At 57.8% G+C, this 24,461-nt stretch carries 22 protein-coding genes; 9 read left to right on the forward strand and 13 right to left on the reverse strand.

Annotation, left to right across the window (positions count from 1 at the left end; genetic code table 11):
- Positions 1 to 4 precede the first annotated feature (4 nt).
- From ETAA8_RS10050 to ETAA8_RS10060, 3 genes are read right to left on the reverse strand one after another with little or no spacing between them, the layout of a single operon-like run.
- A complete protein-coding gene (locus ETAA8_RS10050) occupies positions 5 to 403 on the reverse strand; it encodes a hypothetical protein (protein ID WP_145087892.1) in 399 nt (132 codons plus the stop codon).
- Positions 400 to 750 carry a hypothetical protein gene (locus ETAA8_RS10055; protein ID WP_145087893.1) on the reverse strand — a complete coding sequence of 117 codons (351 nt, stop codon included), beginning with the start codon at positions 748 to 750 and terminating at the stop codon, positions 400 to 402. Before ETAA8_RS10055 ends, ETAA8_RS10050 begins: the two co-directional genes overlap by 4 nt.
- The gene (locus tag ETAA8_RS10060; protein ID WP_202921718.1) at positions 747 to 1,301 is read right to left on the reverse strand and encodes an RNA polymerase sigma factor; all 555 of its coding nucleotides are present in this window, start codon (positions 1,299 to 1,301) and stop codon (positions 747 to 749) included. Before ETAA8_RS10060 ends, ETAA8_RS10055 begins: the two co-directional genes overlap by 4 nt.
- A 258-nt stretch (positions 1,302 to 1,559) precedes the next feature.
- Between ETAA8_RS10060 and ETAA8_RS10065 the strand changes: the two genes are divergently transcribed.
- The 7 genes from ETAA8_RS10065 (at position 1,560) to ETAA8_RS10095 (ending at position 11,610) form a co-directional block, all read left to right on the forward strand.
- Positions 1,560 to 2,078 carry an EF-hand domain-containing protein gene (locus ETAA8_RS10065; RefSeq protein ID WP_202921719.1) on the forward strand — a complete coding sequence of 173 codons (519 nt, stop codon included), beginning with the start codon at positions 1,560 to 1,562 and terminating at the stop codon, positions 2,076 to 2,078.
- A 194-nt stretch (positions 2,079 to 2,272) separates the two neighbouring features.
- Positions 2,273 to 2,728 carry an EF-hand domain-containing protein gene (locus ETAA8_RS10070; RefSeq protein ID WP_145087896.1) on the forward strand — a complete coding sequence of 152 codons (456 nt, stop codon included), beginning with the start codon at positions 2,273 to 2,275 and terminating at the stop codon, positions 2,726 to 2,728.
- A 374-nt stretch (positions 2,729 to 3,102) separates the two neighbouring features.
- Complete coding sequence (locus ETAA8_RS10075) at positions 3,103 to 4,800, forward strand: vWA domain-containing protein (protein WP_145087897.1); 1,698 nt, start codon at positions 3,103 to 3,105, stop codon at positions 4,798 to 4,800.
- 754 nt (positions 4,801 to 5,554) lie between these two features.
- Positions 5,555 to 6,847, forward strand: a complete 1,293-nt coding sequence (locus tag ETAA8_RS10080; protein WP_202921720.1) for an adenylosuccinate synthase — start codon at positions 5,555 to 5,557, stop codon at positions 6,845 to 6,847.
- 63 nt (positions 6,848 to 6,910) lie between these two features.
- Positions 6,911 to 8,038: a hypothetical protein gene (locus ETAA8_RS10085; protein WP_145087898.1), complete on the forward strand. Its 1,128-nt coding sequence runs from the start codon at positions 6,911 to 6,913 to the stop codon at positions 8,036 to 8,038.
- A 126-nt stretch (positions 8,039 to 8,164) separates the two neighbouring features.
- On the forward strand, positions 8,165 to 11,035 hold the full coding sequence (locus ETAA8_RS10090) for a DUF1553 domain-containing protein (RefSeq protein ID WP_145087899.1): 2,871 nt from the start codon (positions 8,165 to 8,167) through the stop codon (positions 11,033 to 11,035).
- 5 nt (positions 11,036 to 11,040) lie between these two features.
- Positions 11,041 to 11,610: a hypothetical protein gene (locus tag ETAA8_RS10095; protein ID WP_145087900.1), complete on the forward strand. Its 570-nt coding sequence runs from the start codon at positions 11,041 to 11,043 to the stop codon at positions 11,608 to 11,610.
- Here the strand turns inward: ETAA8_RS10095 and ETAA8_RS10100 are convergent, their stop codons facing one another.
- From ETAA8_RS10100 to ETAA8_RS10110, 3 genes are all read right to left on the reverse strand, one after another.
- The gene (locus ETAA8_RS10100) at positions 11,611 to 12,390 is read right to left on the reverse strand and encodes a hypothetical protein (RefSeq protein WP_145087901.1); all 780 of its coding nucleotides are present in this window, start codon (positions 12,388 to 12,390) and stop codon (positions 11,611 to 11,613) included.
- Positions 12,391 to 12,618: 228 nt separating this feature from the next.
- Complete coding sequence (locus ETAA8_RS10105) at positions 12,619 to 12,831, reverse strand: hypothetical protein (RefSeq protein WP_145087902.1); 213 nt, start codon at positions 12,829 to 12,831, stop codon at positions 12,619 to 12,621.
- A 131-nt stretch (positions 12,832 to 12,962) separates the two neighbouring features.
- Positions 12,963 to 14,459: a trypsin-like peptidase domain-containing protein gene (locus ETAA8_RS10110; protein WP_145087903.1), complete on the reverse strand. Its 1,497-nt coding sequence runs from the start codon at positions 14,457 to 14,459 to the stop codon at positions 12,963 to 12,965.
- Between the two features lie 375 nt (positions 14,460 to 14,834).
- Between ETAA8_RS10110 and ETAA8_RS10115 the strand changes: the two genes are divergently transcribed.
- Positions 14,835 to 15,272 (forward strand): GNAT family N-acetyltransferase, encoded by a 438-nt coding sequence (locus ETAA8_RS10115; RefSeq protein ID WP_145087904.1) that lies wholly within the window; start codon positions 14,835 to 14,837, stop codon positions 15,270 to 15,272.
- 56 nt (positions 15,273 to 15,328) lie between these two features.
- Here the strand turns inward: ETAA8_RS10115 and ETAA8_RS10120 are convergent, their stop codons facing one another.
- Entirely contained in the window at positions 15,329 to 16,636 is a 1,308-nt protein-coding gene (locus ETAA8_RS10120; RefSeq protein ID WP_145087905.1) for a DUF1552 domain-containing protein, read from the reverse strand.
- Between the two features lie 773 nt (positions 16,637 to 17,409).
- Here ETAA8_RS10120 and ETAA8_RS10125 point away from each other — a divergent pair.
- Complete coding sequence (locus ETAA8_RS10125) at positions 17,410 to 18,255, forward strand: hypothetical protein (protein ID WP_145087906.1); 846 nt, start codon at positions 17,410 to 17,412, stop codon at positions 18,253 to 18,255.
- Positions 18,256 to 18,493: 238 nt separating this feature from the next.
- Here the strand turns inward: ETAA8_RS10125 and ETAA8_RS10130 are convergent, their stop codons facing one another.
- The 6 genes from ETAA8_RS10130 to ETAA8_RS10155 all read right to left on the reverse strand — a co-directional run bounded on the left by ETAA8_RS10130 (position 18,494) and on the right by ETAA8_RS10155 (position 24,458).
- Positions 18,494 to 19,234, reverse strand: a complete 741-nt coding sequence (locus tag ETAA8_RS10130) for a tetratricopeptide repeat protein (RefSeq protein ID WP_145087907.1) — start codon at positions 19,232 to 19,234, stop codon at positions 18,494 to 18,496.
- 33 nt (positions 19,235 to 19,267) lie between these two features.
- Positions 19,268 to 19,855, reverse strand: coding sequence for a hypothetical protein (locus ETAA8_RS10135; protein WP_145087908.1), 588 nt, complete (start codon positions 19,853 to 19,855; stop codon positions 19,268 to 19,270).
- A gap of 44 nt (positions 19,856 to 19,899) precedes the next feature.
- Positions 19,900 to 21,861, reverse strand: a complete 1,962-nt coding sequence (locus tag ETAA8_RS10140) for a type II and III secretion system protein family protein (protein WP_145087909.1) — start codon at positions 21,859 to 21,861, stop codon at positions 19,900 to 19,902.
- Between the two features lie 376 nt (positions 21,862 to 22,237).
- Positions 22,238 to 22,642 (reverse strand): DUF192 domain-containing protein, encoded by a 405-nt coding sequence (locus ETAA8_RS35885; protein WP_145087910.1) that lies wholly within the window; start codon positions 22,640 to 22,642, stop codon positions 22,238 to 22,240.
- Positions 22,643 to 22,662: 20 nt separating this feature from the next.
- Positions 22,663 to 23,595 carry a type II secretion system F family protein gene (locus ETAA8_RS10150; protein WP_145087911.1) on the reverse strand — a complete coding sequence of 311 codons (933 nt, stop codon included), beginning with the start codon at positions 23,593 to 23,595 and terminating at the stop codon, positions 22,663 to 22,665.
- On the reverse strand, positions 23,595 to 24,458 hold the full coding sequence (locus ETAA8_RS10155) for a type II secretion system F family protein (RefSeq protein ID WP_145087912.1): 864 nt from the start codon (positions 24,456 to 24,458) through the stop codon (positions 23,595 to 23,597). Before ETAA8_RS10155 ends, ETAA8_RS10150 begins: the two co-directional genes overlap by 1 nt.
- Positions 24,459 to 24,461: the final 3 nt, after the last annotated feature.

Here is a 24,461-nt window from a genome sequence, read left to right on the forward strand (position 1 = left end):
CGAGTTACTTCGCGGCCGGTTTGTCGGATTGTTTTTCTGCAGGTTTGAGCGACGAACGGAGCGCGTTCTCAATTCGCCGGCTAAGTATTTGAAAACGCTCGGCGCCGACGATCGAGCGCAGTTCGGTTTGCAGCCGATGATGACTAGCCAGCAGTTGTTTTTGTTGCTCGAGAATTTCAGCCTGCAGGCGGGCGACTTGTGGTTCATCCAGTTGGTACTCGGCATAACAACGGGCCAGCTGTTCTTGGGAGGCAGCCAGTTCGGTTTTCAGCTTCGCTTGAACAGACTGCGTCCGCTGCACAAGTTCGCGGACCTTGGTGAGTTGCTCGGCCGTTAGCGGTGGCGGTTCGGCAGCTACCTGCGCGGGGATTGCGGAAAGAAGCAGGAGGAGCGAGGCGATCATTGGTTATTCTCCAAGCGGCGCAGTGCGCCCAAGGCAAGCGACTGTTGCCGATCGAGCAAACTGAGGGGATCGACGGGGGGCGGTGCGAAGAGAGCTTCTAGTTCGGCCAGTTGCAGCCCGTCGCGCGCGCGCTGCGTTGCCGGCCGGTTCCACGCTTGCCAGCTAAAGAGAATAAGGAACGCCACGCTGGCTGAAACGGAGCGAACCAGTACTCGCCGGCGAACATGCTGGCGAATGACTTGCCGCGTTCGTTGCTCCAGATCGCGGGGCGGATAGTCCGTGCCGCGCAGTGTGCAACTCAACTGCTGGTCGAGCAATGTTTCGGATTCGTCGCGTTCGTTGGTCATGGTTGTTCCAAACTGGCTTGCAGTTTTTTTCGCACGCGGCTGAGTCTCATCTTCAGCGCATCACGAGTTGTCCCCAGCACTACGGCGATCTCAGCCAAACTTTGCTCTTCGAAATAGTGCCAATGCACGAGCGCTCGGTCTGCGGGTGAAAGCTGCGCAATTGCAGCCTGCAATCGCCGCGCTCGCTGCTGCTGGTCATCGCTGTTTGCCAATTGCTCGGCCGGATCAACGCTGGAGCCAGCTATTACTTCTTCTGTTTCGACTTTGAACTCCCAGAATCGCCACCAGCGCCGCCGACGCCGATGATGATCGAGCACCACCCGCCAGGCGACTTGTTGAACCCAAGTGCTGGCCTTTGCCGTGCCGCGCCAACTGCCGCAGCGCGACCAAATCGTTGCCAGCGCGTCGGCGGTGGCATCTTCTGCGCGGGCTTCATCGGCCAGCACCCGCAGGGCGAGACGAAAAATTCGCTCCTGAAAATGATGCACTAACTGCGTGAGCGCGCGATCGTCTCCCTGCTGGCAGCGGCGGAGCAAATCGTCCTCGTCCACCCGGTCCTCCCCTTCAGAAATCGAATCGCGTCTGTTGGTTAGACGCTGGCTGCGGGCCGGTGGTAACTACCAACCCGGCATCAAAATGCCACGATCCGGCGGCCGCTTTGGCCAGCATATCGGGGATGAACGGCCAGAAAAACCGATAAAATCGCCGGTTTGCCCAGAGCGACGCAAAGAAATCTCCCTCGGCGGAAAGTTCGGATTAGGATGACAGTAGCATTTCGACGTTGCCTGCGTCATCCGGAGATCGACCTCATGAAGTCTTTGTCGTTGTTTCTGTTTTCAGTTTGCGCCCTGTCCGCAGCGACCACGTTCGCGCAGGCTCCCAAGGGACCGCCGAATCCGGCCACTAACCCCGTGCCGAACAATCCTGCACAAAATCCCAACGGCCAGTTTGGTCAGCCCTTTAATCCCGGCGCGGGTGCGCAAAATGCTGCCGCGGTGCGCGAAGCCATGATGAAGCGGTTTGATCGCAACGGCGATGGCCGACTCGATCAGCAAGAGCAACTGGCGGCGACGAAAGCCATGCAGCAGCAGGGCATTCGCGTTCCCGGCGCACCGAACCTCGTGGGTCCTGGCAAAAACGCCGGGCCGCAAGCTGGCCCTGGTTTGCAGGCCCCACAACCGCAACAGCCCCCGGCTCCCAAGCTCAACAAGCGGGAAGAGCTATTGCTCAAGCGGTTCGATAAAGATGGCGATGGCAAACTGAACAACGAAGAAAAAGCAGCCGCCCGCGCAGAACTCGGTCAGAAGAACAAGACCGACAAGAAGTAACCTACTCGCAACTTCCGGCCAACACACAATCCAGCCCCGGCGAGACTCTCTTTGCCGGGGCTTGGTTCGTTCTTGGGTAGCCCCAATCGGTCGCTGCCATTGGCAACCGCCGAAACTCTCTCTGGCACTCGGTGTTCGATAGGTAGGAACAGCGTGCGCTGAAAAATCAATTTTCCCGAGGGGAGCCAGAAGCGATGAAGATTTTGACCGGCTTGGTGTTCGGCTGTTGCGCCGTGGTGGCAACGGGTTTGTGGGCGGAAGAAGGAAAAGGCCCAGGCAAACGACCCGAAGGTAAGGGTCCGCCTCCTGGTGCGAAACGTGGTCCTGGCGGCCCCGGTGGCGAAGCCATGCGAGCTGAAATGCTGAAGAAGTTCGACAAGGACGGTGATGGCAAACTGAGCGAAGACGAACGAGCCTCGCTCATGGCTGCCATGAAAGAGCGCGGCGGTCGACCGGGTGGCCCAGGTGCTGGCAAGCGCGGCCCGGGTGGTCCTGGCAGACCCAACTTCGCCGAGCTGATGAAGAAGTTCGACAAGGATGGTGACGGCAAGTTAAGCGAAGACGAACGAGCCGCCGCTCGCGAAGCGATGCCCAAGGGTGGTCCAGGCCGTCGTCCCGGCGGACCTCAGGGTGAGAAGAAGCCCGAGTAGTTCAGACTCCCCTTCATTCCCAAATCAACCTCTCCTGCTGGCCCAAGCATTCATTCGAGATTGCTTGGGCCGCTTTTATTCTTGGTGAGACTTTTGCGCACAAACCGCAAAAGGGGGGTGTCCAACAATCGGGTCCATAGTTGGACAGTGCTATGCGTAACGCTCGGGTTTGAGTGCGGGTTAGTGTCCAACTATCGATGGAAAGTTGGACATTTACGCAAAAAATGAGTAGCTGGATTTTGTGTGGAAGCGACGCGCGGACCGCGTGCCGGGGTCACTTCACTTCCCCACTGGTTTGCTCGCGTACAATAGACCGAGTCCTCTCCGCCACCGCGCAATCTCCCGTTCGTGCCATCACCAGGTCGAGATCTGCAATGCCTGAAAAACGCCCCGGCGGAATCATTCACACGTATCAGAAGTTCGACCCAGTCAATTTTCCCAGCCCGACGCAGCCGCCGCCGGATCTGGTTTCGCCCGCGTTCGAGCACATGTTGCAGTATGGCAACATGCGCCGCCTTACCGACGAAGAACTCGCACGGGCGGTGCGGCTCGACCCCAGCCAAATTGCAGGACTTGGACCCAGCCTCGATGCGCTGATGGCGATGTTGCTCGAACGGAAGCGGAAAATTCTGGCCAAGTACGAAACGGATACTGTCCAGCAGCGGGCGAGCACGAATTTCCAAAAGGGGGCAGATAAAGTCCATCCGCCGGAAGCTCTGCAGAAATCGTTTCGCCGCGCCGTGAAGGAAGAACAGCTGCGCGATCTCGAAATGCTCTGGTACGCGGCCGGGGACGACCGCTCGAAGTTCGCCCATCAACTGGTCAGCTTGATCGACGTGCTGGGGCAGAAGTATCAGGTGGACGAGTTAGCAGCCAAGTATCAGTTCACCGGACAAACGCCCCTGACGGTCGAAGAGGCTCTGCAAGTCAAAGAAGAGTTGGAGAAAATCGATCGGCTGCTGAAGCAACTCGAAGAGGCACAGGCCACGGCACAGATTGGCATCATCGAGCTCGACTTGCTCGAACATTTCACCGAACCCGGAGATATGGAAAAGCTCTCCGAGCTGCAACAGATGGTCGAGAACATGGTCCGCGAAATAGCCGAGCGGCAAGGCCTCGAGCGCGACGGCGACGGCTTTCGCCTCACGCCGAAGGCTTACCGGCTGTTTCAAGGCAAGCTGCTCGAAAAGATCTTCAGCAACCTGCTCGATTCGAAAACTGGTCGACATCCCAACGCCGTGCAAGGCGAAGGAGCCGTCGAATTGCAGGTGACGAAGCCTTACGAATTTGGCGATTCGCTCACGCAGATGGATATTCCGCAGTCGTTCGTCAACGCGCTGCTGCGAACGGGTGGCGGTCTGCCAATCCAATTGAAGCAGGAAGATATCGTCATCCATAAGACGCGCAACACGCCCAAGTGTGCGACCTGCGTCATCATGGATATGAGCGGCAGCATGCGGCACGATGGGCAGTATGTAAACGTCAAGCGCATGGGGCTCGCGCTCGAAGGGCTGATTCGCCGCGAGTACCCGGGGGACTTCTTGCAGTTCATCGAGATGGCCACATTCGCCCGCGCGGTGCAGCCCGGCAAAGTCGTCGAACTGATGCCCAAGCCCGTTACGTTGTTCGATCCGGTCGTGCGCTTGAAGGTCGACATGACCCGCGACGATGTGGCTGAGCATCGCATTCCGCCCCACTTCACCAACATCCAGCGCTCGTTGCAGATGGCGAGGCAATTTCTGACCAATCAGGATACGCCCAATCGCCAGATCATTCTCATTACCGATGGCTTGCCAACCGCTCATTACAGCGGTGACTGGCTCTACTTGCTCTATCCGCCCGATCCATTGACCGAAGCGGCCACGATGCGGGAAGGGATGCTCTGCAGCCGGGAGGGAATCACGATCAACCTGTTCCTTATTCCCAGCTGGTCGCAGTCCGAGGAAGACATTCGCTTTGCCTATCGCCTGGCAGAGAGCACCAAAGGGCGCGTCTTTTTCACTGCTGGCAAAGACCTCGATCGCTATGTGATCTGGGACTACGTGCAGCGGAAGCGGGACATCGTCGCCTGAGCTAGCTCTGTTCTCAAATCCGGCTGACCCTGACCGCTTCGCCGGCCGGAACTCACCCCCGCGACTTTCTGACAGCGCTCACGACGCCGTGACCGGACTAGTCACGGGGCCAGGCTCTAATGTCTGCTAGGCGATCTTTTTTAATCGGGTAGCTACTGACGTGCATTTGCGCAGCAAGTGCAGCGCACTTCATTTCGATATTGCGATTTACTGAACACGATCAATGGAGAACATTTTGCCGCAGCGGTCGCACGGGTGATTTTACCGGGGGATTGCCAGAAGGGGCTTTTTGCGTGAATTCAGCAGCAGAATTCCGGAAACTGATTATGGAAATTTCCCCTTCGCAAGCGGGATTTACGACAGTCGAACCAGTCACAACAGCTGCCGGGGGCAAGACTTGCAAGGGAATGGCTCCCCGGAAGGCATTTGTAGATTTTTTGAAATAACGGAAATTTCCTGGGGCATGAAAAGCTGAAATGAAGGCTTCGTCAGCGAAATCCCAGGGTCGTTATCCGGTCGCTTAGGGCGGGGCATTTACCCCAGCCGCAAGCAGTCGGTCAGCGACCAATGAGTGCCATTCCCACCAGCGGAGATTCCTTATGAACCAGATTGCGAGCCAGGCAGTCCATCGTTTGGCTGCACCGGCTCCCCAGCCTTGACCGGTCAGGGGGGAGCCGTCAGAGTAATATGTTTGCCGTGATGTTCCCGGGGGCGATTGCTCGCCCGGTTGGTCCGTTTTTCAGGAGTGCTCCGCGTGTCCGGTACGTGTGTCATTGGTCTGCAATGGGGAGACGAAGCCAAAGGCAAGCTCGTCGACCTGCTCACTTCCCGCTTCGATGTCGTGGTTCGCTATCAGGGGGGGGCCAATGCGGGACATACTGTTGTCGTGGGAGACAAGACCTACAAGTTGCACCACATTCCGAGCGGCATCCTTTCGCCGCAGGTAATGAACGTGGTCACGCCGGGCGTGGTGATCAATCCGCCGACCATCCTGCAAGAGCTTGACTCGCTCGCCTCGCAGGGGGTGAAGGTGGCCGAAAACCTGATGCTGAGCGACCGCGCTCACGTCGTGTTTCCCTGGCACATTGCCGAAGACAAGGTGCGGAACGAATCGACCGACCGCGAAAGCATTGGCACGACTCTCCGCGGCATCGGACCCTGCTATGGCGACAAAGTCGGCCGAATGCACGCCGTTCGCTTGGGCGACATGTTCCGCGATGATTTCCGCACCCGCGTCGAACAAATCGTCGCCGCCAAGAATCGGTTTCTCGCCGCCCTCGGCAGCAACTCTGACCTGCTCGATGCGGGTGCGATTTACGATCAGTACAGCGGCTACGCAGCCCGGCTGAAGCCTTTTGTCACCGACACGACGGCCTATCTGCTCGACGCGGTTGAAGATGGCAAGCGGATGCTGTTCGAAGGAGCCCAAGGTTCGCTGCTCGATATCGATCACGGCACATTCCCTTACGTGACCAGCAGCAATGCCTCGGGCGTAGGCGTTTCGGCCGGTTCGGGTGTGCCGGGCAAGTGGATCAGCAAGGTCATCGGCGTGTGCAAGGCTTACACCACGCGAGTTGGCGGCGGGCCGTTCCCCACGGAACTCAAGAATGACATGGGAAACAAGATTCGCGAACTAGGTCGCGAATATGGCACTACGACAGGTCGCCCGCGCCGCTGCGGTTGGTTCGACGCGGTCGCCGTTCGTTACACGTCGCGGTTGAGTGGCGTCGATGCCATTTCGCTGATGATGATGGACGTCCTCAGCCAATTGCCCGAAGTGAAGATTTGCACCGAGTATGAGATCGACGGTCACCGGACCAAGCAGTTCCCCAGTCATGTCGACGATTTGCGTAAAGTCGTGCCGATTTATGAAACGGTGCCGGGCTGGGAAACCGATGTGACTAAGGTTCGCCAGATTGCCGATTTACCGCTCGGCGCGAGGAAGTATATCGACCGTGTGACGGAATTGGTTGGCAAACCCGTGGAGGTTGTGTCGGTTGGTCCGGATCGAGCGCAAACGATGTTCGCCGGCTCGATGATTCCTTAGCGTTAACCGCCATTTTCCACAGGAACGCGTTACAAACGGCGTTCCCCGAACGATCATAGTGGTATGGCCCCTACGCCCGAAACTTTCGACCCCTACCTGCATTGGCTAGGTATTCCGCCGACTACTCGGCCATTGCATCATTATTTGCTGCTGGGCCTTGAGACGTTTGAAGCTGATCCGGCTCGCATTACTGCTGCGGCCGATCAGCGGATGACGCTGATCCGGCAATATCAGTCTGGCCCGCGCGGCGCGTTCACTCACAAGTTGCTCAACGATCTGGCCACCGCGCGGATCTGTCTTCTTTCGCCGGCCCACAAAGCGGCCTACGACCAGGCACTGCATCAAGCGCTCTATCCCCCCGTGCCGACTGCTGCCGCGCCAGCGCCCAGGCGTCGCAAGCTCGAAGAAGTGATGCCGCCAGGTTGGACGGGAAGTGAACCGCCGCTTCCTCCACCTGTCGCGCCCGTCGCTGCCGTTCCCTCCTATCAACACTATGGTGAGGAGACGGAAGCTGCTCCCGTGAAGAGCAGTTCGTCCAAGATCATGGTCTTGAGCTTGGGTGCAATGATTCTGTTGGTGGCGATTATCGGCGGCGCGGGAATGTGGCTAGCCAATCAGCCTGCGCAAGCTGACCGCGACCGTCCGGTCGTGGCCACGCAGGTCGGCGAGGAAGTCGATCCCAGCGAAATCAAGAGCGATTCAGTTGTGCCGGTGAACGTAGAAGCGAAAGCCGTCGAGACACGACCGACTCCTGATTTCCCGAACAAGGCGGTCGTGCTGATGCAGGAAGGTTCGGGCGAGGTGAATCTCTCACCTGCGACCGCAGCCCTGACAGGGCAAGTAACTCGCGAGGTTGTCGGGACAAGCGATGTCTTGTCGCAGTGGATTTCGCCCAATGATATTGCCGAGTGGCAGTTCAATCTGGTGAAGCCGGGCTTCTTCGAACTCGAGCTTCAGTACACGGCCGGTGCGGCGATCCGTGGCAAGCAAGCGAATGTCATTCTGGACGATGAAACCAAGCGATTCTCGCTGCGTGAATCGGACGGCGAAGGGAAGCTGGTGCGCGACTCGCACATCGTCGTCCTTAAGCGAAGTGGCAAACACAAACTGTCTCTGCACCCGGCTCAACCTTGGGCAGAGGGAGCCTGGCAGCTAAGTAACGTCCGCTTGGTGCCCGCCACTGGCCCCTGATTTTGAGGTTCGTGCAAAGCTCTGCCTCGCATGACCTGCACGACCACTCCAGAGCGACCGGATTGATGGCCGGCACTTTAACCACCGCATTGATTTGGACTAAGCTGGAGTTTGGGAGAAGTGGTTATGTCCTTGCGCGCGAAGCGCTCCGCTTGGAGCTTGTCGATGTGGGCCATCGTGGCCTGCTGCGCGCTTCCGTTAGAGGGAGGCGAACCACATTGGGCCTATCGTGCGCCCGAGCGTGTAGCACTGCCCGCAATCAGGCTGCCTGATAAGGTGGCTGGGCCCATCGATACCTTTCTGCAGCATGAGCTCGCGCGGCACAAACTCGAACCTACTGCCGAGGCGAATCGCTCCACGCTTTTGCGACGTTTGACACTCACGCTGCATGGCCTGTTTCCTGAGTTGGCCGATCTCGCTGACTTCGAGCGGAATCAAGCGCCCGATGCCTACGAGCAGCAAGTCGACCGACTCCTGGCTTCGCCCCGCTATGGTCAACACATGGCCAGCGATTGGCTTGATCTCGCCCGCTACGCCGATACGCATGGCTATCATGCCGACACGGAACGCGAACAATGGCGCTGGCGCGACTGGGTGATCGAGCGTTTGAATGAAGGACAGCCGTTCGATCAATTCACGCTCGAACAACTGGCCGGCGACTTGCTGCCGGATGCCACGCTGATGCAGCGCATTGCAACGGGCTTTTTGCGGAACCACATGCTGAACGATGAGAACGGTGCGATCCCGGAGGAGTTCCTCGCCGAGTATGCGATTGACCGCGTCAGCACCGTCGGCACCACGTGGCTGGGGCAAACGTGGGGCTGTGCTCGGTGCCACGATCACAAGTACGACCCCGTTTCGCAGCGCGAGTTTTATAGTCTGCTGGCCTTCTTCAACAGTGTGGAGGAGCCGCCAATCCTCGCCAAGATGACCACGGCTAAGCCGCGACTAGCCGCACCCACGCGTAAGCAGCAAATGGAACTCGATGCGTTGAATTCGCGAATCGCTGCAGCTCAAATGTCGCTGACCAGGCGAGTTGCGGAATCGAGCACCGATCAACAGCGATGGGAATCGCAAGTTCGACCTGAAGACTTGCAAGCGCCCCCCAGCGATGCTGCTGTTTATTTGCCGCTCGACACAGTGAAAGACAATCTCACGCCGGATGGCGGCCGGTCCCAGCACGCAGCGCGGATTCGCGGGACGGTGCGCACAGCATCTGGACAGTTGGAGCAGGCATTGCTCCTTGATGGACAGACATCGCTGGAACTGGCTCATGTCCCGGCACTTGCCGAGGGTCGCTCATTCACGCTCAGCGCCTGGATCTTTCCGACCACGCGCGACGCGATGTCGCTGGCAGCGCAAGTCGACGAAGTACTTTACCGTCGCGGCTGGGAGTGGAACCTGCACGAAGGGAAATTGCAAATTTGCCTTGCGCAGCGACGCGGCGAAGAAGAATTGGTAGTACGTGCGAAGCAACCGGTCGACCTGCGCCGCTGGCAGCATGTTGCGGCCAGGTACGACAGTCGCAAACCTGGAGCCGTGGAATTGTGGCTCAACGGCAAACAAGTCGAGACTGAGACGACAGGCAAGTTTCCAGCCAGTGGCTTTGCTGCCGCAGGGCCGCTGCGAATCGGTGGGACGGAACACGACGACGGTTGGCGCGGCATGCTCGACGAAGTTCGGCTTTATGGGCGAGCTGTCAGTGAGAGTGAATTGCAACTTCTCAGTGGCAGCAACCCGCTGGCTTCGCTGTTAAGTGTGAAGCCAATTGAGCGATCGCCGCAAGAGCAGCAAGCTGTGCGGCAATATTACCTGGAGCATCACGACGCCGAGTATCGTCGAATAAACGCACTGCTGCACACGGAAATCGCTCGGCGAGAGTTGCTCTCACAGCAAATCCCTTCCGTACTCGTCATGCAAGAACTTAGTGAGCCGCGACCAACATTCGTGCTGCTAAACGGACAATACGATCAGCCCGGCGAACGGGTGCAACGACAATCGCCGGACTATCTTTCGGAGCGGGCGAAACTCGTGCGACAAGATCGCCTCGGCTTTGCGCGCTGGCTCATCGATCCGCAGCACCCACTCACGGGTCGAGTGGGGGTGAACCGCGCGTGGCAACAAGTTTTTGGCAATGGCTTGGTTACCACGCCGGACGACTTTGGCCTGCGGGGTGCGAAGCCTTCGCATCCAGCACTCCTCGATTGGCTTGCGCGCGAATGGGTCGACCGGGGCTGGGACACAAAGCGGCTTCATCGGCAACTGGTATCGTCGGGCGCATTTCGCCAGCAGAGTGATGTCTCGGCTGCAATCGAAGCGGCCGACCCGACGAATCGATTGCTCGCGCGCGGGCCCCGGCAACGGCTCTCGGCAGAAGCGGTTCGTGATTCCATTCTGGGTAGTGCCGGTCTGCTCAACTTCGCTCAAGGGGGGCCCGGAGCTCGGCCTTACCAGCCGGGCGACTTGTGGAAGGAATTGGCTTTGGATGTCAACGAATTAAGCGCGCAAACATACGTCCCGAGCCAAGGGGCCGAGCTTTATCGCCGCAGCGTCTATCTCTTTTGGAAGCGGAACTCGCCGCCGGTGAACTTAACGACGTTCGATGCACCCAGTCGCGACAAATGCACTGCCACGCGCAGTCGCACCAATACTCCACTGCAAGCGCTGGTGCTGCTGAACGATCCCACGTTCGTCGAGGCCGCCCGAGAATTGGCCGCGCGGGTGTTGCAAGCCAAAGGACTGAATGCCGACGCTCGCGTGACTCTACTGCTGGAATTGGTCCTGAGCCGCAAGCCCAGCGACGCCGAGCGAGAATTGCTTACCAAACAACTGACCGCCGATTTCGAACACTACACTCGCGAGCCAGCGGCCGCAGATCAGTTGCTGCACGTGGGGCAAGCTCACCTGCCCCCCAATCTCTCCCACCCCGAATTAGCTGCTTGGACGAATCTGGCGGCAGTAGTCCTTAACCTCGACGAAACCATTACCAACCACTAACGATCATGTCCTCATCTTTCGGACCCGCTTTCGATGAACTCATTCCGGCCAAGCGCCGCTGCGAGCTTGGTCCCGGTAATGCGAATGAAGCGCTTCGCCCCCAACTGGCCGCGCTAACCGTGGCGCGGGCCTTCGCTACGCAAAGAGTAGTCAATGAAGCTGCGGCTCGCTGTTGCCTGTCTGGCATCTGGCTGCTGCACGATTTTCTCGATGAGTCGCATTCGCTCAGCCAGGAGATCGAGTCGACGGACGGCAGCTATTGGCACGGCATCATGCATCGCCGCGAGCCCGACTATGGCAACGCCAAGTACTGGTTTCGCCGCGTAAGGCAACATCCCGTGCTTCCTTCGCTGGCCGCGCAGGCACGCGATCTGATTGCTGCTGAAGGAGCCCAGGACGCGATCGCGAAGAAGATCGAGCAATCCGGAGAGTGGGATCCTGACCTGCTCATCGATTGGTGCGAACAATTAGCTCGCGGCCGAGCGCAGCAGCGTGAACTGGCTGAACAAATCGCTCAGGCCGAATGGCAGCTGCTGTTTGAGCATTGCTACCAGAGCGCAATTGGCACTCGGTAGCTATTTGCCGCCGCGCAAGAAGGCGATGATTTCGTCGTTCGTCTTAAACTTGCCCAGCATCGACTTTACTTCGCCAGTGGCCGGAGCGGCCGCGACAGGTGGAGGTGCGGGCTCGGGTGCCGGTGGAGGAGCTGCTTCCGCTTTGGGAACCGGAGCCTTGGCGACCGGAGCAGCAGGGGCTGGGGCTGCTGCCGGTTTGACACCACCCTTGGCCGCGGCCAATATCTCCGCAGCGGTCATCTTGCCAGCTGGCTTAGCGGGGGCTTCCGCCTTGGGTACTTCTGCAACAGGAGTAGCGGGTTTCGCGCCCCCTTTGGCAGCCGCCAGGATATCGGCCGCACTCATCTTGCCCGTCGGTTTGGGGGCAGCTGTTTCCGCGGGCTTCGTTCCACCTTTAGCGGCTGCCAGAATATCGGCTGCGCTCTTGGCCGCCGGTTTGGCTCCACCCTTGGCAGCGGCCAGAATATCGGCTGCGCTCTTCGCGGCGGGCTTGGCCGGCGCAGCTTCGGCCTTGGGGGCAGCCTCTTTGGGCTTTTTCTCAGCCTTGGCTTCGGGCTTGGGAAGTGGAGCGTCGATCACCTTCAGGTACAGCGGGTCGATATCGTACCAGCCGATGTTGTTATTGCCATCGAACTGCACCAAGGCCCGGCCGCTGAAGTTCACCGTCTTCACGGTGCCGGTTTGGCCGTTAAAACGCCGCAGTTCGGGCCGATTGGCATCGACGATTACGAACTTGTCGGTCAACTGTTTTTGCAGCTTCAGGATGTTATCGAAGACCATGGCGGTGCGGCAGTTGTGCGAAAAAAGGTGCGGGCCGGGGGCTCTTCCAGCTCAGGCAGACGAGCTTGAGAAGTCGCACAATTCTCCCGTCTCTTCGCCTAGAAAACAAGGGCCGATCAGCACCATCGGCGAGTCATTCCCTGGCCGGCATGAGATGGGGTACAGCAAAGATTTGACCGCGTTCTCAGTCACGGAGTGACTGAGTTACGGGTGAGCGAACCACAAAGCTCAGTGATGGGCCTTGGCTGGAGCGGGCGAATGTTCCGTCGCCGGATGGCCGCCGGCATCGCCTTCGGCCGCGTGGGATTTCTTCCAGAAGAGGAGCGCTTGCCAGCCACCGGCCGGGCCATGCCCCAGGTGGATGGCTAAACCAAACCCCAATGCCAGATTGCCAACGCTAACCATCAGCACCACGGTCATCAGAAGTAGAGTCGAAAGCATGGCCGCGTCCGCTAGATTGATTTGCAGGTGAGCCAAACTGCTGTTGGCTCATGATTAGACAAATCTACGGCGCACTTTGCCTCGGCACTGGGGGCGACAAATACTTCGCGACCCGGTTATGCCGATTGTGACTACTGCGACTGGCCGCGAACGATCGGCGAGCCATCGGTCCGTCCATAGTCGCCAGTCTGGCCCAGGCGAGGTGCACTTCGCAGCATGTCTTGCGAAGTGCCGCGCTGGGCAGGTCGGCCCGCTGTCTGCAGCTGTTGCAGAATCTCAGCTGCCGGACGATCCATTACGAAGATCTCACTTTGTCGCGCTGGATTCGAGCGCGAGCGGACAATCACGATTACTTCCGTGTCGTCGGCCGGAAGGCCCGCGGGTGCCATCGCCGGCGTGCTTTGCTGAGAGAACTGCGTCGGCATCGTTGCCGGCAGCAGTGCCGGCGCGGCAGCAACGGGCGGTGCTGCCATTGGCGCAGGTTGATTTGCCAAAGGTTGAGCGCTCTGGAAACTGGCCGGCATAATCGGCGCGGGAGCCGTCGTACCCGCAATATTCATTTGCATCGCCGGGGTCCGCTTATAGATGGCCGACTGACCAATCTGATCAAGTTGCCAATGAACCGAGGCAAGGGCTGCATACAAACCTTCGTTCCCTTTTTCGTCGGCTGCATTGCAAACACCAATCAGCATGCCATTTTCGGCGAACAAACCGCCACCGCTGCGGCCACCGACAGGCATGCCAGCCACGGTAATGTTCGGCGCACCTTGATAACGATTGATCTGCAACACGTGGCTTGGCACCAGGCTCGGGTCTGCCCCCTTGTCGCAACCAATAGTGAAGATGCGGTCGCGCGGAGCCACCACATAGTCACCGGGTGCCACCGGCACTGGATCAATTTTGATTCCCGGTCGAACACTGACCAACGCCACATCGCGATCCAGGTCATAGCCGATTAATTGTCCTTCAATCGACTTGCCCGCACCGGGAGCAAACAAGTCGACCGAAATCTTCCCCTTCCCTTGCGACTGGCGAAAAATGTGGCCGCACGTCATCACGAGTGCTTCATCATCGTGGCGGTCGATAATCGTACCCGTACCAAAGCCATAGCCGCCGGCGTCTTCGACTTTCAATCGCACCGTGGCCCACGCCGCTCGCTGTTCGGGCGAGATGGTCGGACCATTCGGCGACATCATGTTCGCTGCTTCGGGCGCACCGGGCATGCTGACGAACTGAGTCTCCTGCGCACTGGTTGCGGGCTGGTGCCCCGGTTGCTGAAGCGGCTGTTGATACGCGACCTGTTGAACGGCTGCATTCGGCTTGAAGCCCGTCCGTGTGACCAACTGCGAGAGTTGATCGAAGGTTGCGGGGCCTTCGACGCGGTCGACTTCTCGTCCCTGATTAAACAGGATGAACGTCGGCAGACTTCGTACCTTAAATTGCTGGGCTAGTTGCGGCTGCTGGTCGGTATCGACCTGCTGCAGCGGATAGCCTTCGCCTGCCAGGCGTTGCACGACAGGGTGCATCGCTCGGCAAGGGCCACAATTGGTCGAATGAAATTGCACCAGCACGGGGTCGCCCCCGACAGCACAAACGGCAAGTAACACGAGCGAAGATAGCGTGGTCATGGCTTCCCTCCTTGAAAGCTGAGGGAAGCTACGCGCGGCGCGAACCGGCATGCAGTGAACCTGTCACTACAGCCTGCGCTGGCTTGGCATCCCTGCTGGGTTCTTTGCCGGACGGTCGCAGATCCCTTGCGAGAGCTTCCGGCAGTTTCGTGTGGAGTTTGTCGCCTCGGCCGTTGCGGGTGGCCAAAGCGACAGGCGTCAATGTGGACCAGGATTGAAAATTTTACAAGATCAACTTCTTGACCATCCTCGCCTACCCGCTGTTCTCAATAGTCGGCGGGATGGCTAAAACCCTTGCTATACCGCACTTGTAGGCACCAAGGCGACCATCCGCCATTTCTGCCCACAAGCTGCGGCGGCGAGAAAGCGAAACCTATGCCAAGCAAATCTAGTAGCCAACCGAGCTACAACCTGAGTGAACTTCTGGCGGTCGACTACGACTTGGTGATGACGCTCTGGAACTCCGCACCCGGTGTGCGGGCCAGCGAACCGCGCGCTGAGTTCGCAAGGATCCTGCTCCGCAATCCAGGTCTCTCCACCGTAGCGCGAGTCGGCAATGAACTCGCTGGTGCCGTCCTCTGCTGTCACGATGGCCGCCGCGGCTATCTCTATCATCTGGCCGTGGCCGAGAAGTTCCGTCGCCAAGGAATCGCCCGCGCTCTAGTCGATCGTTCCCTCAGTGGCCTGCAAAAAGTCGGCATCAGCCGCTGTACGATTTTTCTCGTTGCCGATAATGCCCAAGGCAAAACCTTTTGGCAAGAACTCGGCTGGTTCGAGCGAACCGATCTCATCGCGTTCGCAAAAGACCTTTAATCGCCGTTATGTCGTAACGTGGCCTTCAGCCCACGCTACGCAATTTGCCCGCGAACTTAACTCAACACCAGCGGTCCACCGCCACAGAAGTCGGGATTGCCAAACTTCTCGATCCGATGGCCGAACGAATGAGCAAAGGCCATCAACAGGCGATTGTGTGGAACCTTGCCGAGCTTGTGCGAGCGCCCCATCTGCCAATCGAGACCATTGCCGACCAGCACGAAGGGCGTGTTATCGAGCGTGTGCGAATTTCCCTTACCAAGCTCGTTCGTCCAGACAATCGTCGTATTATCGAGCATGCTCCCCTGGCCATCGGGCTCGGGGGTTTCGGCCAAGCGCTGAGCCAGGTAAGCCAGCTGTTCGCAGTACCAGTGATTCACCTTCGTTAATTTTTCCTGCACCTTTTCGTTGCTGTCGGGCTCGTGAGACATCTCGTGATGCCCTTCGTCGATCCCCAGCCACTTGTGCCGCGCGCCACCGACACTGTTCGTGTATTGCAACGTGGCGATGCGGGCAAAGTCCGCTTGAAAGCTGTTAATCATCAATTCGATCTGCAGCTTGCTGATCTGCGGAATATTGTCGTTCTCTTCCTTAATTCCCTGTTCAATCTGCGGCACAGCATGCGTCAGCGGGCCCGAAGCCTTCAATTCTTGCTCCAACTCACGGACCAGCGTCGTCTGCTCTTCCAGCAGTCGCTTATCGGCTGAGCTGATGTGCTGGCTGACCTTCTTCAGGTCTTCCTGCAAATCGTCGAGCACGCTCTTCAGACTCTCTTGATCCTTCTGCCGACCATAGAGCTTATTGAACATCTGATACGGATCGTCAATCGGCGCAATCGGTTTATTGCCGGCCGAATAGACCATGCGGGTCCAAGTATCGGCCCGATCGGGAACCATCACCCCAAACTCGAGCGAGCCAAACCGCGTGCGGGTGGCTTCGCTGGCTTGCAGATAATTTTTGATTTCCTGATCGATCGAAATACCGCTCGACCAACCGGCTGGCGTGTGCGAACCGCCCTGAATATTGCCGGGAAACAACTCGGCCCCGGTCAGCAAGCAGCCGATGCCGCGCATGTGGTTGTCGCCGTCGCCGCGCACCTTGTCGCACACGCCGTGTAACACCAGCGTCCGCTCGCGGAACTTCTCCAGCGGCTGCAAGCTTTCTTTCAACTTGAAGTCGGCCCCGACTTCATCGGGCCAGAATGTTTTTGGCACCACGCCGTTCGGGCTGAACATGATGATCAGCCGCTTTTTGCGAGGGGTCTCGGCAGCTGCCAGGCTTTGCAGGTTGGTCACAAACGGCAACGCCGCTGCCCCAACGCCCAGGTCACGCAAAAACTGACGACGGGTGCGATAACTAGCCACAACAAACCTCCCGGCAAAACGGACCAATCAACTTCCATCAGTCTATCACAGTGGGCCCGCTGCTGTCATCGTGTTTCGGCCCATCCATCTTCCCGCTTGAATCCGTTTACATGGACCCTCATCTCGCCCCACATTCGACGTAACTTCGGCCGCGCACCGACTCAATTTCATCCTATTTGTTGATAAACCGACCGGCTTCCTCACCATCACCTAGCGCAACTCTTGGCAATGGCACACTTCTCTGTCGAAAACCGCCCGAGTTTATCAACACCCCCCTTTTGCGGTCACGAGTGACTTACGTCGCGTGAGCGTCCTTTTAATCGCTTGCTCCAATCAATCATCTTACGGCCCCGTTTGACACGTCTGGTCACGACTCGACGCGATTCGTAGCCATTCACGCTGGCACGTCTTTAGGAAACCCGAAGCGTGAGCGAGGAAAGCGAACGGGAGGTACGGAAGTGCAAGTCTCACGAAATACGTTGGAACGACTCGGGGCGGACCATAGCGCTGGTTAAAGCAAATGGTCTAGCGGCCGCGACAGCTCTTAACCGTGATCAGCACGCGCCTCGCTCACGCTTCGGGTTTCCTGAAAGGCGGCGAAACGGAGTCTCATTACCCCCGACATCATGCCGGCGTGAACGATTACGCGAAGTTCCCAAGCGTTCGCCATCTAGCCTCTATCACTTTCCCGCCCACTTCGATTCTAGACAGACGCGCTACCCCGCAAGTACCGTAGAGGACTGCCGAACTGCCCCAGCCTTGATTCGCCTGCCATGACCTCCATCAGTTCCATCAAAAGCGCGCTGAGTAAGCTTGACCCGCCGGTGCGCTGGGATCTCACCCAGTTCGCGCTTGACCTGATCGGCATTTTTGACCCGTCGCCCATTTCCGACGGGGCGAACACCATCATCAGTTTGTGTCGCGGCGATTGGTTTGGAGCGGCAATCAACGCAGTGAGCATGGTGCCCGGTGCCGACCTGGCCAAGATTCTCAAGCTCGAAAAGTATCTCAACTCGCTCAAGCTGGTCGTGAAAGAAGCCAAGCGCAATCCCTACCTGCGGGTCACGCTGCGGCCGATGATGGAGTCGTTCAGCAAGATGCTCGCCCGCCTGCCGCGCACCAACAACACGGTCATCGTGCGCTTGGATGCCGAGATCAAAGCGTTTTTGCATTTGCCCATCGGTCCGCAGAAGTTCCCCCTGCAACTTCTCAAGCACACCAGCCCCGAGCACGTTCGCATGCTCCTCAAGCAGGAAGGCTTCGTGATGGCCTCGGCCGGCGAAGGAGCTTACAAGGTTGCCAGTTCCAAAGGGGTCGGCGTCGGTTCGATCGAAATTTGGGTGAAGAAGGACAAAGCCAGCGGCGGTTACTTCGCCGTGCGCATGGACATGCAGGGAAATGCGTTCAAGAAGGATGGCGGCCCGGGGAACTTTTCGATCGTCTCGCAAACCAAGAGTGGCGTGCATCAAACGCACGGCGGCCGTCCCCACTATCACAAGGAATGGATTCCCGACGGGGACTACAACACCTATCTGAAGTCGCCGACCAGCAACACCTTCAAATACAACGACGCCGGCGATCTGGCCGACGACATCGCCGGCACTCATATTCCTCGCTAACTGCTGGCGCGTCGATTGTGATTGGATCCTCGAGTTGAGGAAATGTGGTCATGTTCCCGATGCGGTCGCACTCGGGCGTTAACGCTTGGTATTCACGAGGCAACCGCCCCTGCGAACGCCTCACGGCCACACCAGTAACCGTCGCGTCAGATCAGGCAGCGCCGCATGTTGCAATCTCTCACGCGACTACTGCCAGATCTCAAGCTCATAGGGCATCTACACACGTTTCGCCGCCCATTCATCTCGAGGGCGCTAACGCGTGGTCTTTGTTTTCTAAGTGGTCAAGCATAGCTCGCGCTTGCGGAATCGCAGGGTTGATTTCTAGGGCACTTCGAAATGCGGATTTTGCATCTTCGGCTCTGCCTTGGCGTGCCATGATCGTGCCCAAGTTACTATGGGCGGCTGCGGGGCCAGAGACTTCGGAAAACAACACAAAAGCCTCTTTATACTTGGACTGATGCGCCAGTGTGATCGCCAGGTTCGTCTTAGCACGGTCATGCGTCGGTTCAGCGGCAATGGCTTGCCTCAAGAGTCCTTCTGCTGCTTCAAAGTTACCTTGTCTATCATTCAGGCAGCCAAAATCGTTGAGCAGGTTAGGATCGGCGGGGTACTTTTGTAACGCCAACTCATATTCGGCCTTGGCCTTGGAGAAATTTTCCTGTCCATCGTAGAGCGAGGCCAGTAGCCGCGAATAATCCGCTGCCTCTGGGTCCAAAGCGCGCGCCTTTTCGTACAGTAGAATCGCCTCTTGCAAATGGCCTTGCTGAGTCAACTCCGCAGCAGTCGTCAGGCATAACTTCACGGTTTGTGCTGTGGGTAGTTCTTCATCTGCGGGGGTCTTCGCTCTCGTCAGCGTTGGTAGGGCTGGCATCGCCGGCAGGCTTGGCTTTTTCAGCGACAAACTCGCGCAACCACTTTGCCAAACGACCGTCAGCACCAGCAAAGCGAACGCTCGCGATATCGTTAGTGGATTCAACATTGGTGTAGTCCTGGTGAGTGAGTCAACGGAGCCTTAGAAAAAGCCGCCCCCACCAAAACCTCCACCTCCCAAGCCACTACTGTTGCTGGTCGATGCCTGTCCGCTGCCGGCCTGACTTCCGGTGCCGAAATAGCCGCGGGCGATGAACGGAGCTTCTTGCCCTAACATCCCTTCAGCAGCAGGATTGCCAATCACAATCCGATCTTCTGCACCGGGAACTTCGCGTTCGAGCAGAAATTGCACAAGTGTTAACCGACGGGATTCGTTCAATGCCGCATCGGTGGTCGGTTCAATCACTACCGTGTAAGGCTGGTCGAGCAAGCGGCGGGCGATGCGAACCAGATGATCGTGACCGTAAGGGCTCAACTGAGCCGTTTTCTCCAGCCATTCTTTTTCATAGACCGCAAAGTCATCCTGCTCCGCCCGAATCATTTGCGCTTGTTGCCATTGGCAGGCATAGGTTCCCACCGGTTGCGGAATCGCACCATGAGGTACTTTGTCGCCACATTTGCCCCCTCCGCTGAGAAAGTCGTCGGTAGTCTGGCAACCTACAATTGCCGAGAACGCACCGATCGCCAGCAGTTCGCCGATTGCCGCGCGACGATTGATGTCAATGTTCATAACTGTCCCGATTGTTCGAAAAGGTGAAGCGGCTTTTGGTTGGACTACTTGATTGCCGGAGTAATTACACTCGCCGGCGGACAGTTACACGTATTCTTATCGCAGCAGCCGTAGGTGGGACCATTGGGACCAATGATGAAACGGTCTTCGCAGAACTTGTCCCCGGCACGAATGCGCGCGAAATCGGTTCTGACTGGACTCCGATAGTCGCGGGTTCGTCGCCCCTCTAAGTGATTGCCCAAGTAGAACTCGACATCTCCAGGTTCGAAGACATCGGCTCCCGGCAGTTGTGGTGTATCGCAGGCTTCCAGCGGATGAACCAATTCTGGAGTGACGAGAATGACGAGTTCTTGCTCACCGGCCGTCGTCCGGCTGAACCCACCAGTGTGACCAATCAGAGGCAAATCGCCCCAGAGCGGCACTCGGTCGCTATCTGCTCCGAAGTTGGTTTGAATTAAGCCGGCAACTGCCAATGTCTGACCTTCTCGCAGTTCCACGGTCGAGTCGAAGGTCCGCGAGTTCAAGCCCGACACTTGTGTTCCGCCTGCTCCCGCCGACCCGCCAATGCTCGTTCCCAAACTCTCGTCGCGCACACTCACGCCAGCAGATAGCTGTAAGCGAATTCGATCCCGATCGATCACATAAGGAGTGAATTGAATCGAGACTCCAAAGGGGACGAAGACCGTGCCCTGCAAACCAGTTCCACCCAGCCCGCCGATTTGCGGCACAGGAAAACTTCCGCCGGCACGAAACGAAGCTGGCTTGCCGTTTAGCGTGGTGAGGTTGGGTTCGGCCAATGTCTTGGCGAGTTTCAAACTTCGTAGTGCGTTGATGGCCAGAATGACCTGTCCGTTATCGAGACTGGCAAGAACATTCGAGAGATTGCCAGTACTCCCCGCGGCATTGCCGCCAGTCGAGAGTCCGCCAGTAAGATTCTGAAAGACGGTTGTCCCTTGATTGTTCCGCACGCTGAAGTTGAGGCCGATGCTACGAGCCGCGGTGCGATTCACTTCCGCCACAGTGACTCGAAGCATGACTTGCTGCTCACCAGGAATTTGCATCAGATTGATGATTCCGGCCCGGGCGAGCACGTTCGTATCCACTACGCTTTGACGGATATTGGCCTGGTCTTGATCGACAAGAGGATCGCGAGTTTGATCGAAGAAAGCCGCTTGTTGAACATATTGCGAGGGCCGCCCAAACTCATCCTGACCTCTGAATGGACTGTGACGGGCAACAATTTGTAGAATATGACTCGCGTCGACGGAATCGTGAGCTTGGCCGCGGACTGCCAACTGATCACCGATTAAACTTAGCTGGATCTTGCTCTTGGGAAATGCCTGATTGATCTCTCGCTCCAGTCCGGCATAGACCTCGTCGAGCCGCTCTTTCTGTTGAGGCTCGGGCAACACTTTTACCAGGTAGCTAAGAACAATCTCTTTACCTGTGGTTGGATCGACCACCCAGATGTTTAACGCGGTTGACCCGACCCTGCGACCCACAACGGAGATTTGTCGGTCGTCAATGACTTGATAGGCGGCAATTCCCTCATCGGGCAGATAGATGCGCTTAGGAGTCTCGTTAAAGACGAGAATGCGCGGCCGACCCAGGATTACTTCGAGTACATTCTCTGGGTCGATCTTCCGTTGAATGAATCGATCAAAGCGCTCGGTAACTTCAGGCGTCGGTTGCGGATTCGCAAATCCAGCAGGCGTTGGAGGCAGATGCTGCAGGCGGCTGAGGCCGCGTTCAGGAACTGCGCTTTGCTGGAGCGAAGGCCCGGCAGGTTGCAAGTAGGGCACTGTTTCCAGCATCGGCGCAGGATTCATGCCAGGTGCGGGCAAAGGCTGCGGCGCAGGCGGTTGATTCAACTGCCATGCTGCTTGCCGAACTTGAAAGTAAGATTGCTCGGGGCTCTGCAGTTGCGGAACGACCTGTGGCAACTGTTGAGCTTGCGATATCTCTCCGGCCAGTAAGACGATTGTGGTAGCAATCGTTAGCAGCATACCTGTCCTGTGCGCTGGCGCGACATGGGCAGTGCTAAGAAAGCGTTTCTGAAACGACGAAGTGGTCACCACAGCCTCACAGTCGATTGCAATTTCGCCACCAACGCCAAATAGACCGATCCCCTGGCGAAGCTCACTTGCTCGTCAGAGCAAAATCAGCCGCCTATTAACCGAGTCTGATTTAACGCAGTGCAAATGGCAGGTTGCCAACAAGCTAACAATTGAGGTGAGCGATCTGTCCGACCTGTGAATCTGTATCGGTTGTAACGCCACTAGACTTCGGTTCGATCCGTTTGCGCAGGCAAGAACTGCCGAATTGTCTCAAGATCGCTGGCTGCTAGCTCAGCTGAGGCCAGATCTCGCGCCCTAGCACGCTTTAGGCCTTCAGCAGGCCTGCGATCAAACTGGGAGGCTTTCCGCGACTTGCCGCCGGAAGATCGTAGAGCGAAAGATAGAGGCGATCACCGCTTCTAGTTGCCACCGTCCCCGAACTGACTTCCACTACACAGGCAGCACCCCAAACTGGATAGGTCGCCCTCCAGGGGCGGACATTGCTTTTGACCGCTAGCACCGTTCCGTCGGGGCTTAGAAAAACCGCGTCGATAGAAAACCTCATCCAGCAACTATGAATGGAATTGCAGGGGGCAATGAGTAAGCCCGCTCGGGGAGGCAACTCCCGCCGGAACTGCAACCCCCAGAATCTCTCGGAGAAGGTGGTGGCAATTTGCAGGTGTTCGACGAGAACCTTCCCCGTGTTTCGATCGTGCAATCGTGCCTGCATGCTAAGTTCACCGCGCTACTCTAAGGCCCTAGGCCGCGGACACGGGTAAACGAATCAGCCAGTTGAAACAACTGAACGAAAAACGGCCCCAACGTCCACACAAACAGGCCAGGCAAAAAACAGACCACGAGCGGAATCACGCGCTTCACCGTTAACGACATTGCAAACGCATTGGCCCGTTCGCGGCGGCGATCCCGCATGTCGTCGGCCTGGCGACGCAGCACCTGGGCAATACCCATTCCCAGCTGCTCGGCTTGAACCAAGGCTGACACGAAAATTGAGATCGGCGGAATCTGCAGTCGATTGGAAAGTCTCCGAAGCGCGTGAATGCGCGGCCGTCCCGACAAGAGGTCCGCCTGAAAGCTGCGAAATTCGGTCGCGAGGGGACGGATTGCCAAACGAGTGCTCTGCAATCGTGCGAGAGCTGCATCGAATCCCAACCCAGCTTCGCTCAGCGTAGCCAGCAACTCCAAAGTCAGCGGCAAATCTTGCTCCACCAGTTCCACTCGCTGCCGCCGAGCACGATGCACGGCCAAGGCAGGCAGCGCTGCGAGACCGAGTAAGACAATCCAGGGGGACATCCAGACCGCTGGCAAGAAAACTTCTCCCACCCCTCCGGGAACTGCATCGGTGCTAATGACCATGAGGCGATACAGACCTGAGAGAAAAAACACCGCCGTCAGCAGAACTCCTAACATGCTGGTCGCCAGAGTTATCAGCATGAACCACGTGGCCGCGTTGGGGTGCCGGTAGCCCGCCAGGAATAGCCAACGCCGCACGAACCACATTTCTTCTAGCTGTGTGGGCGGAATCGTTGCGAGTGCTTCGTCATCTTCCGCAAAAGCTCTTCGTCGTGTTTCTTGCGCCGCATGCAGCCATAGCCAAACGAGATACGCTACGCCCGCGAGACAGAACCAAACAATCGCGACCAAACTGATTTGAAACACGCTCATCAGAACTTCGCCTTACTGATGGCCGACATCCAAATGATCCCTACCGCCTGTAACACCATCGATCCAGCCACAATCGTGCTGCCAATCTCGGTGCCAATAAAAGCCTGCATTTGCCCGGGACTGTTGCGCCATACAACCGCGGCAATAAAGTAGGTGAGCAGCAAAATGAAGACGGTTGAGATCTGGGATTGAGCGATGTTCGATTGAATTCGCCTGCCAATTTCAATCCGGTCACGAATGGTGCGACCCACGCTAGCCAACGTGGGTGCAAGGCTACCACCGACTTCCCAATGCACTGCCAAAGTCGAAGAAAAGAGTAGGAAGGTTTCCAACGGAATCCGCTGCGCCAAGCTACGGAATACGGCTTGAGGATCATCTCCTAAGCGGATCCGACCAAGCAAGTCTTCCAGTTGTCCCTTCAGAGGCTGACTGGTTTCTTCGATGGCCGCCGACATGGCATTCGTAACGCCCGTTCCCGCGCCAAGCGCGCCAATCATCAAATCGATGGCATCGGCTAACTGTCGTTCGATCTTTGCTGCTCTGGCCGTGGCGAAGTAAGACTCGCATTCAGCGCCTAGCATCGCCACGATCAATCCGAACGCAACCGACAATGTCGGCGAAAGACCCAACACCAGCCAACTCACAATCGCAATCAGCACACCAAGTAAATAAGGAACGAAACGCAGTGTGCGCCGTAATGGCCCGCTGCCTGCTGGTTCCTGTCGATCGACTCGCGTGCTCGGCGCGGACGATTCGTTCAGGCGATTGAGCGCCAAGCCGCGTAGCGCAAGTGTCCGCCATTGATAGACAACAAGCGTCGCTACCGCAAACAGACAGCCGAAAGTGAGTGCCAAATGAAACATGGG

Source organism: Anatilimnocola aggregata (genome assembly GCF_007747655.1).
Taxonomy (GTDB): domain Bacteria; phylum Planctomycetota; class Planctomycetia; order Pirellulales; family Pirellulaceae; genus Anatilimnocola; species Anatilimnocola aggregata.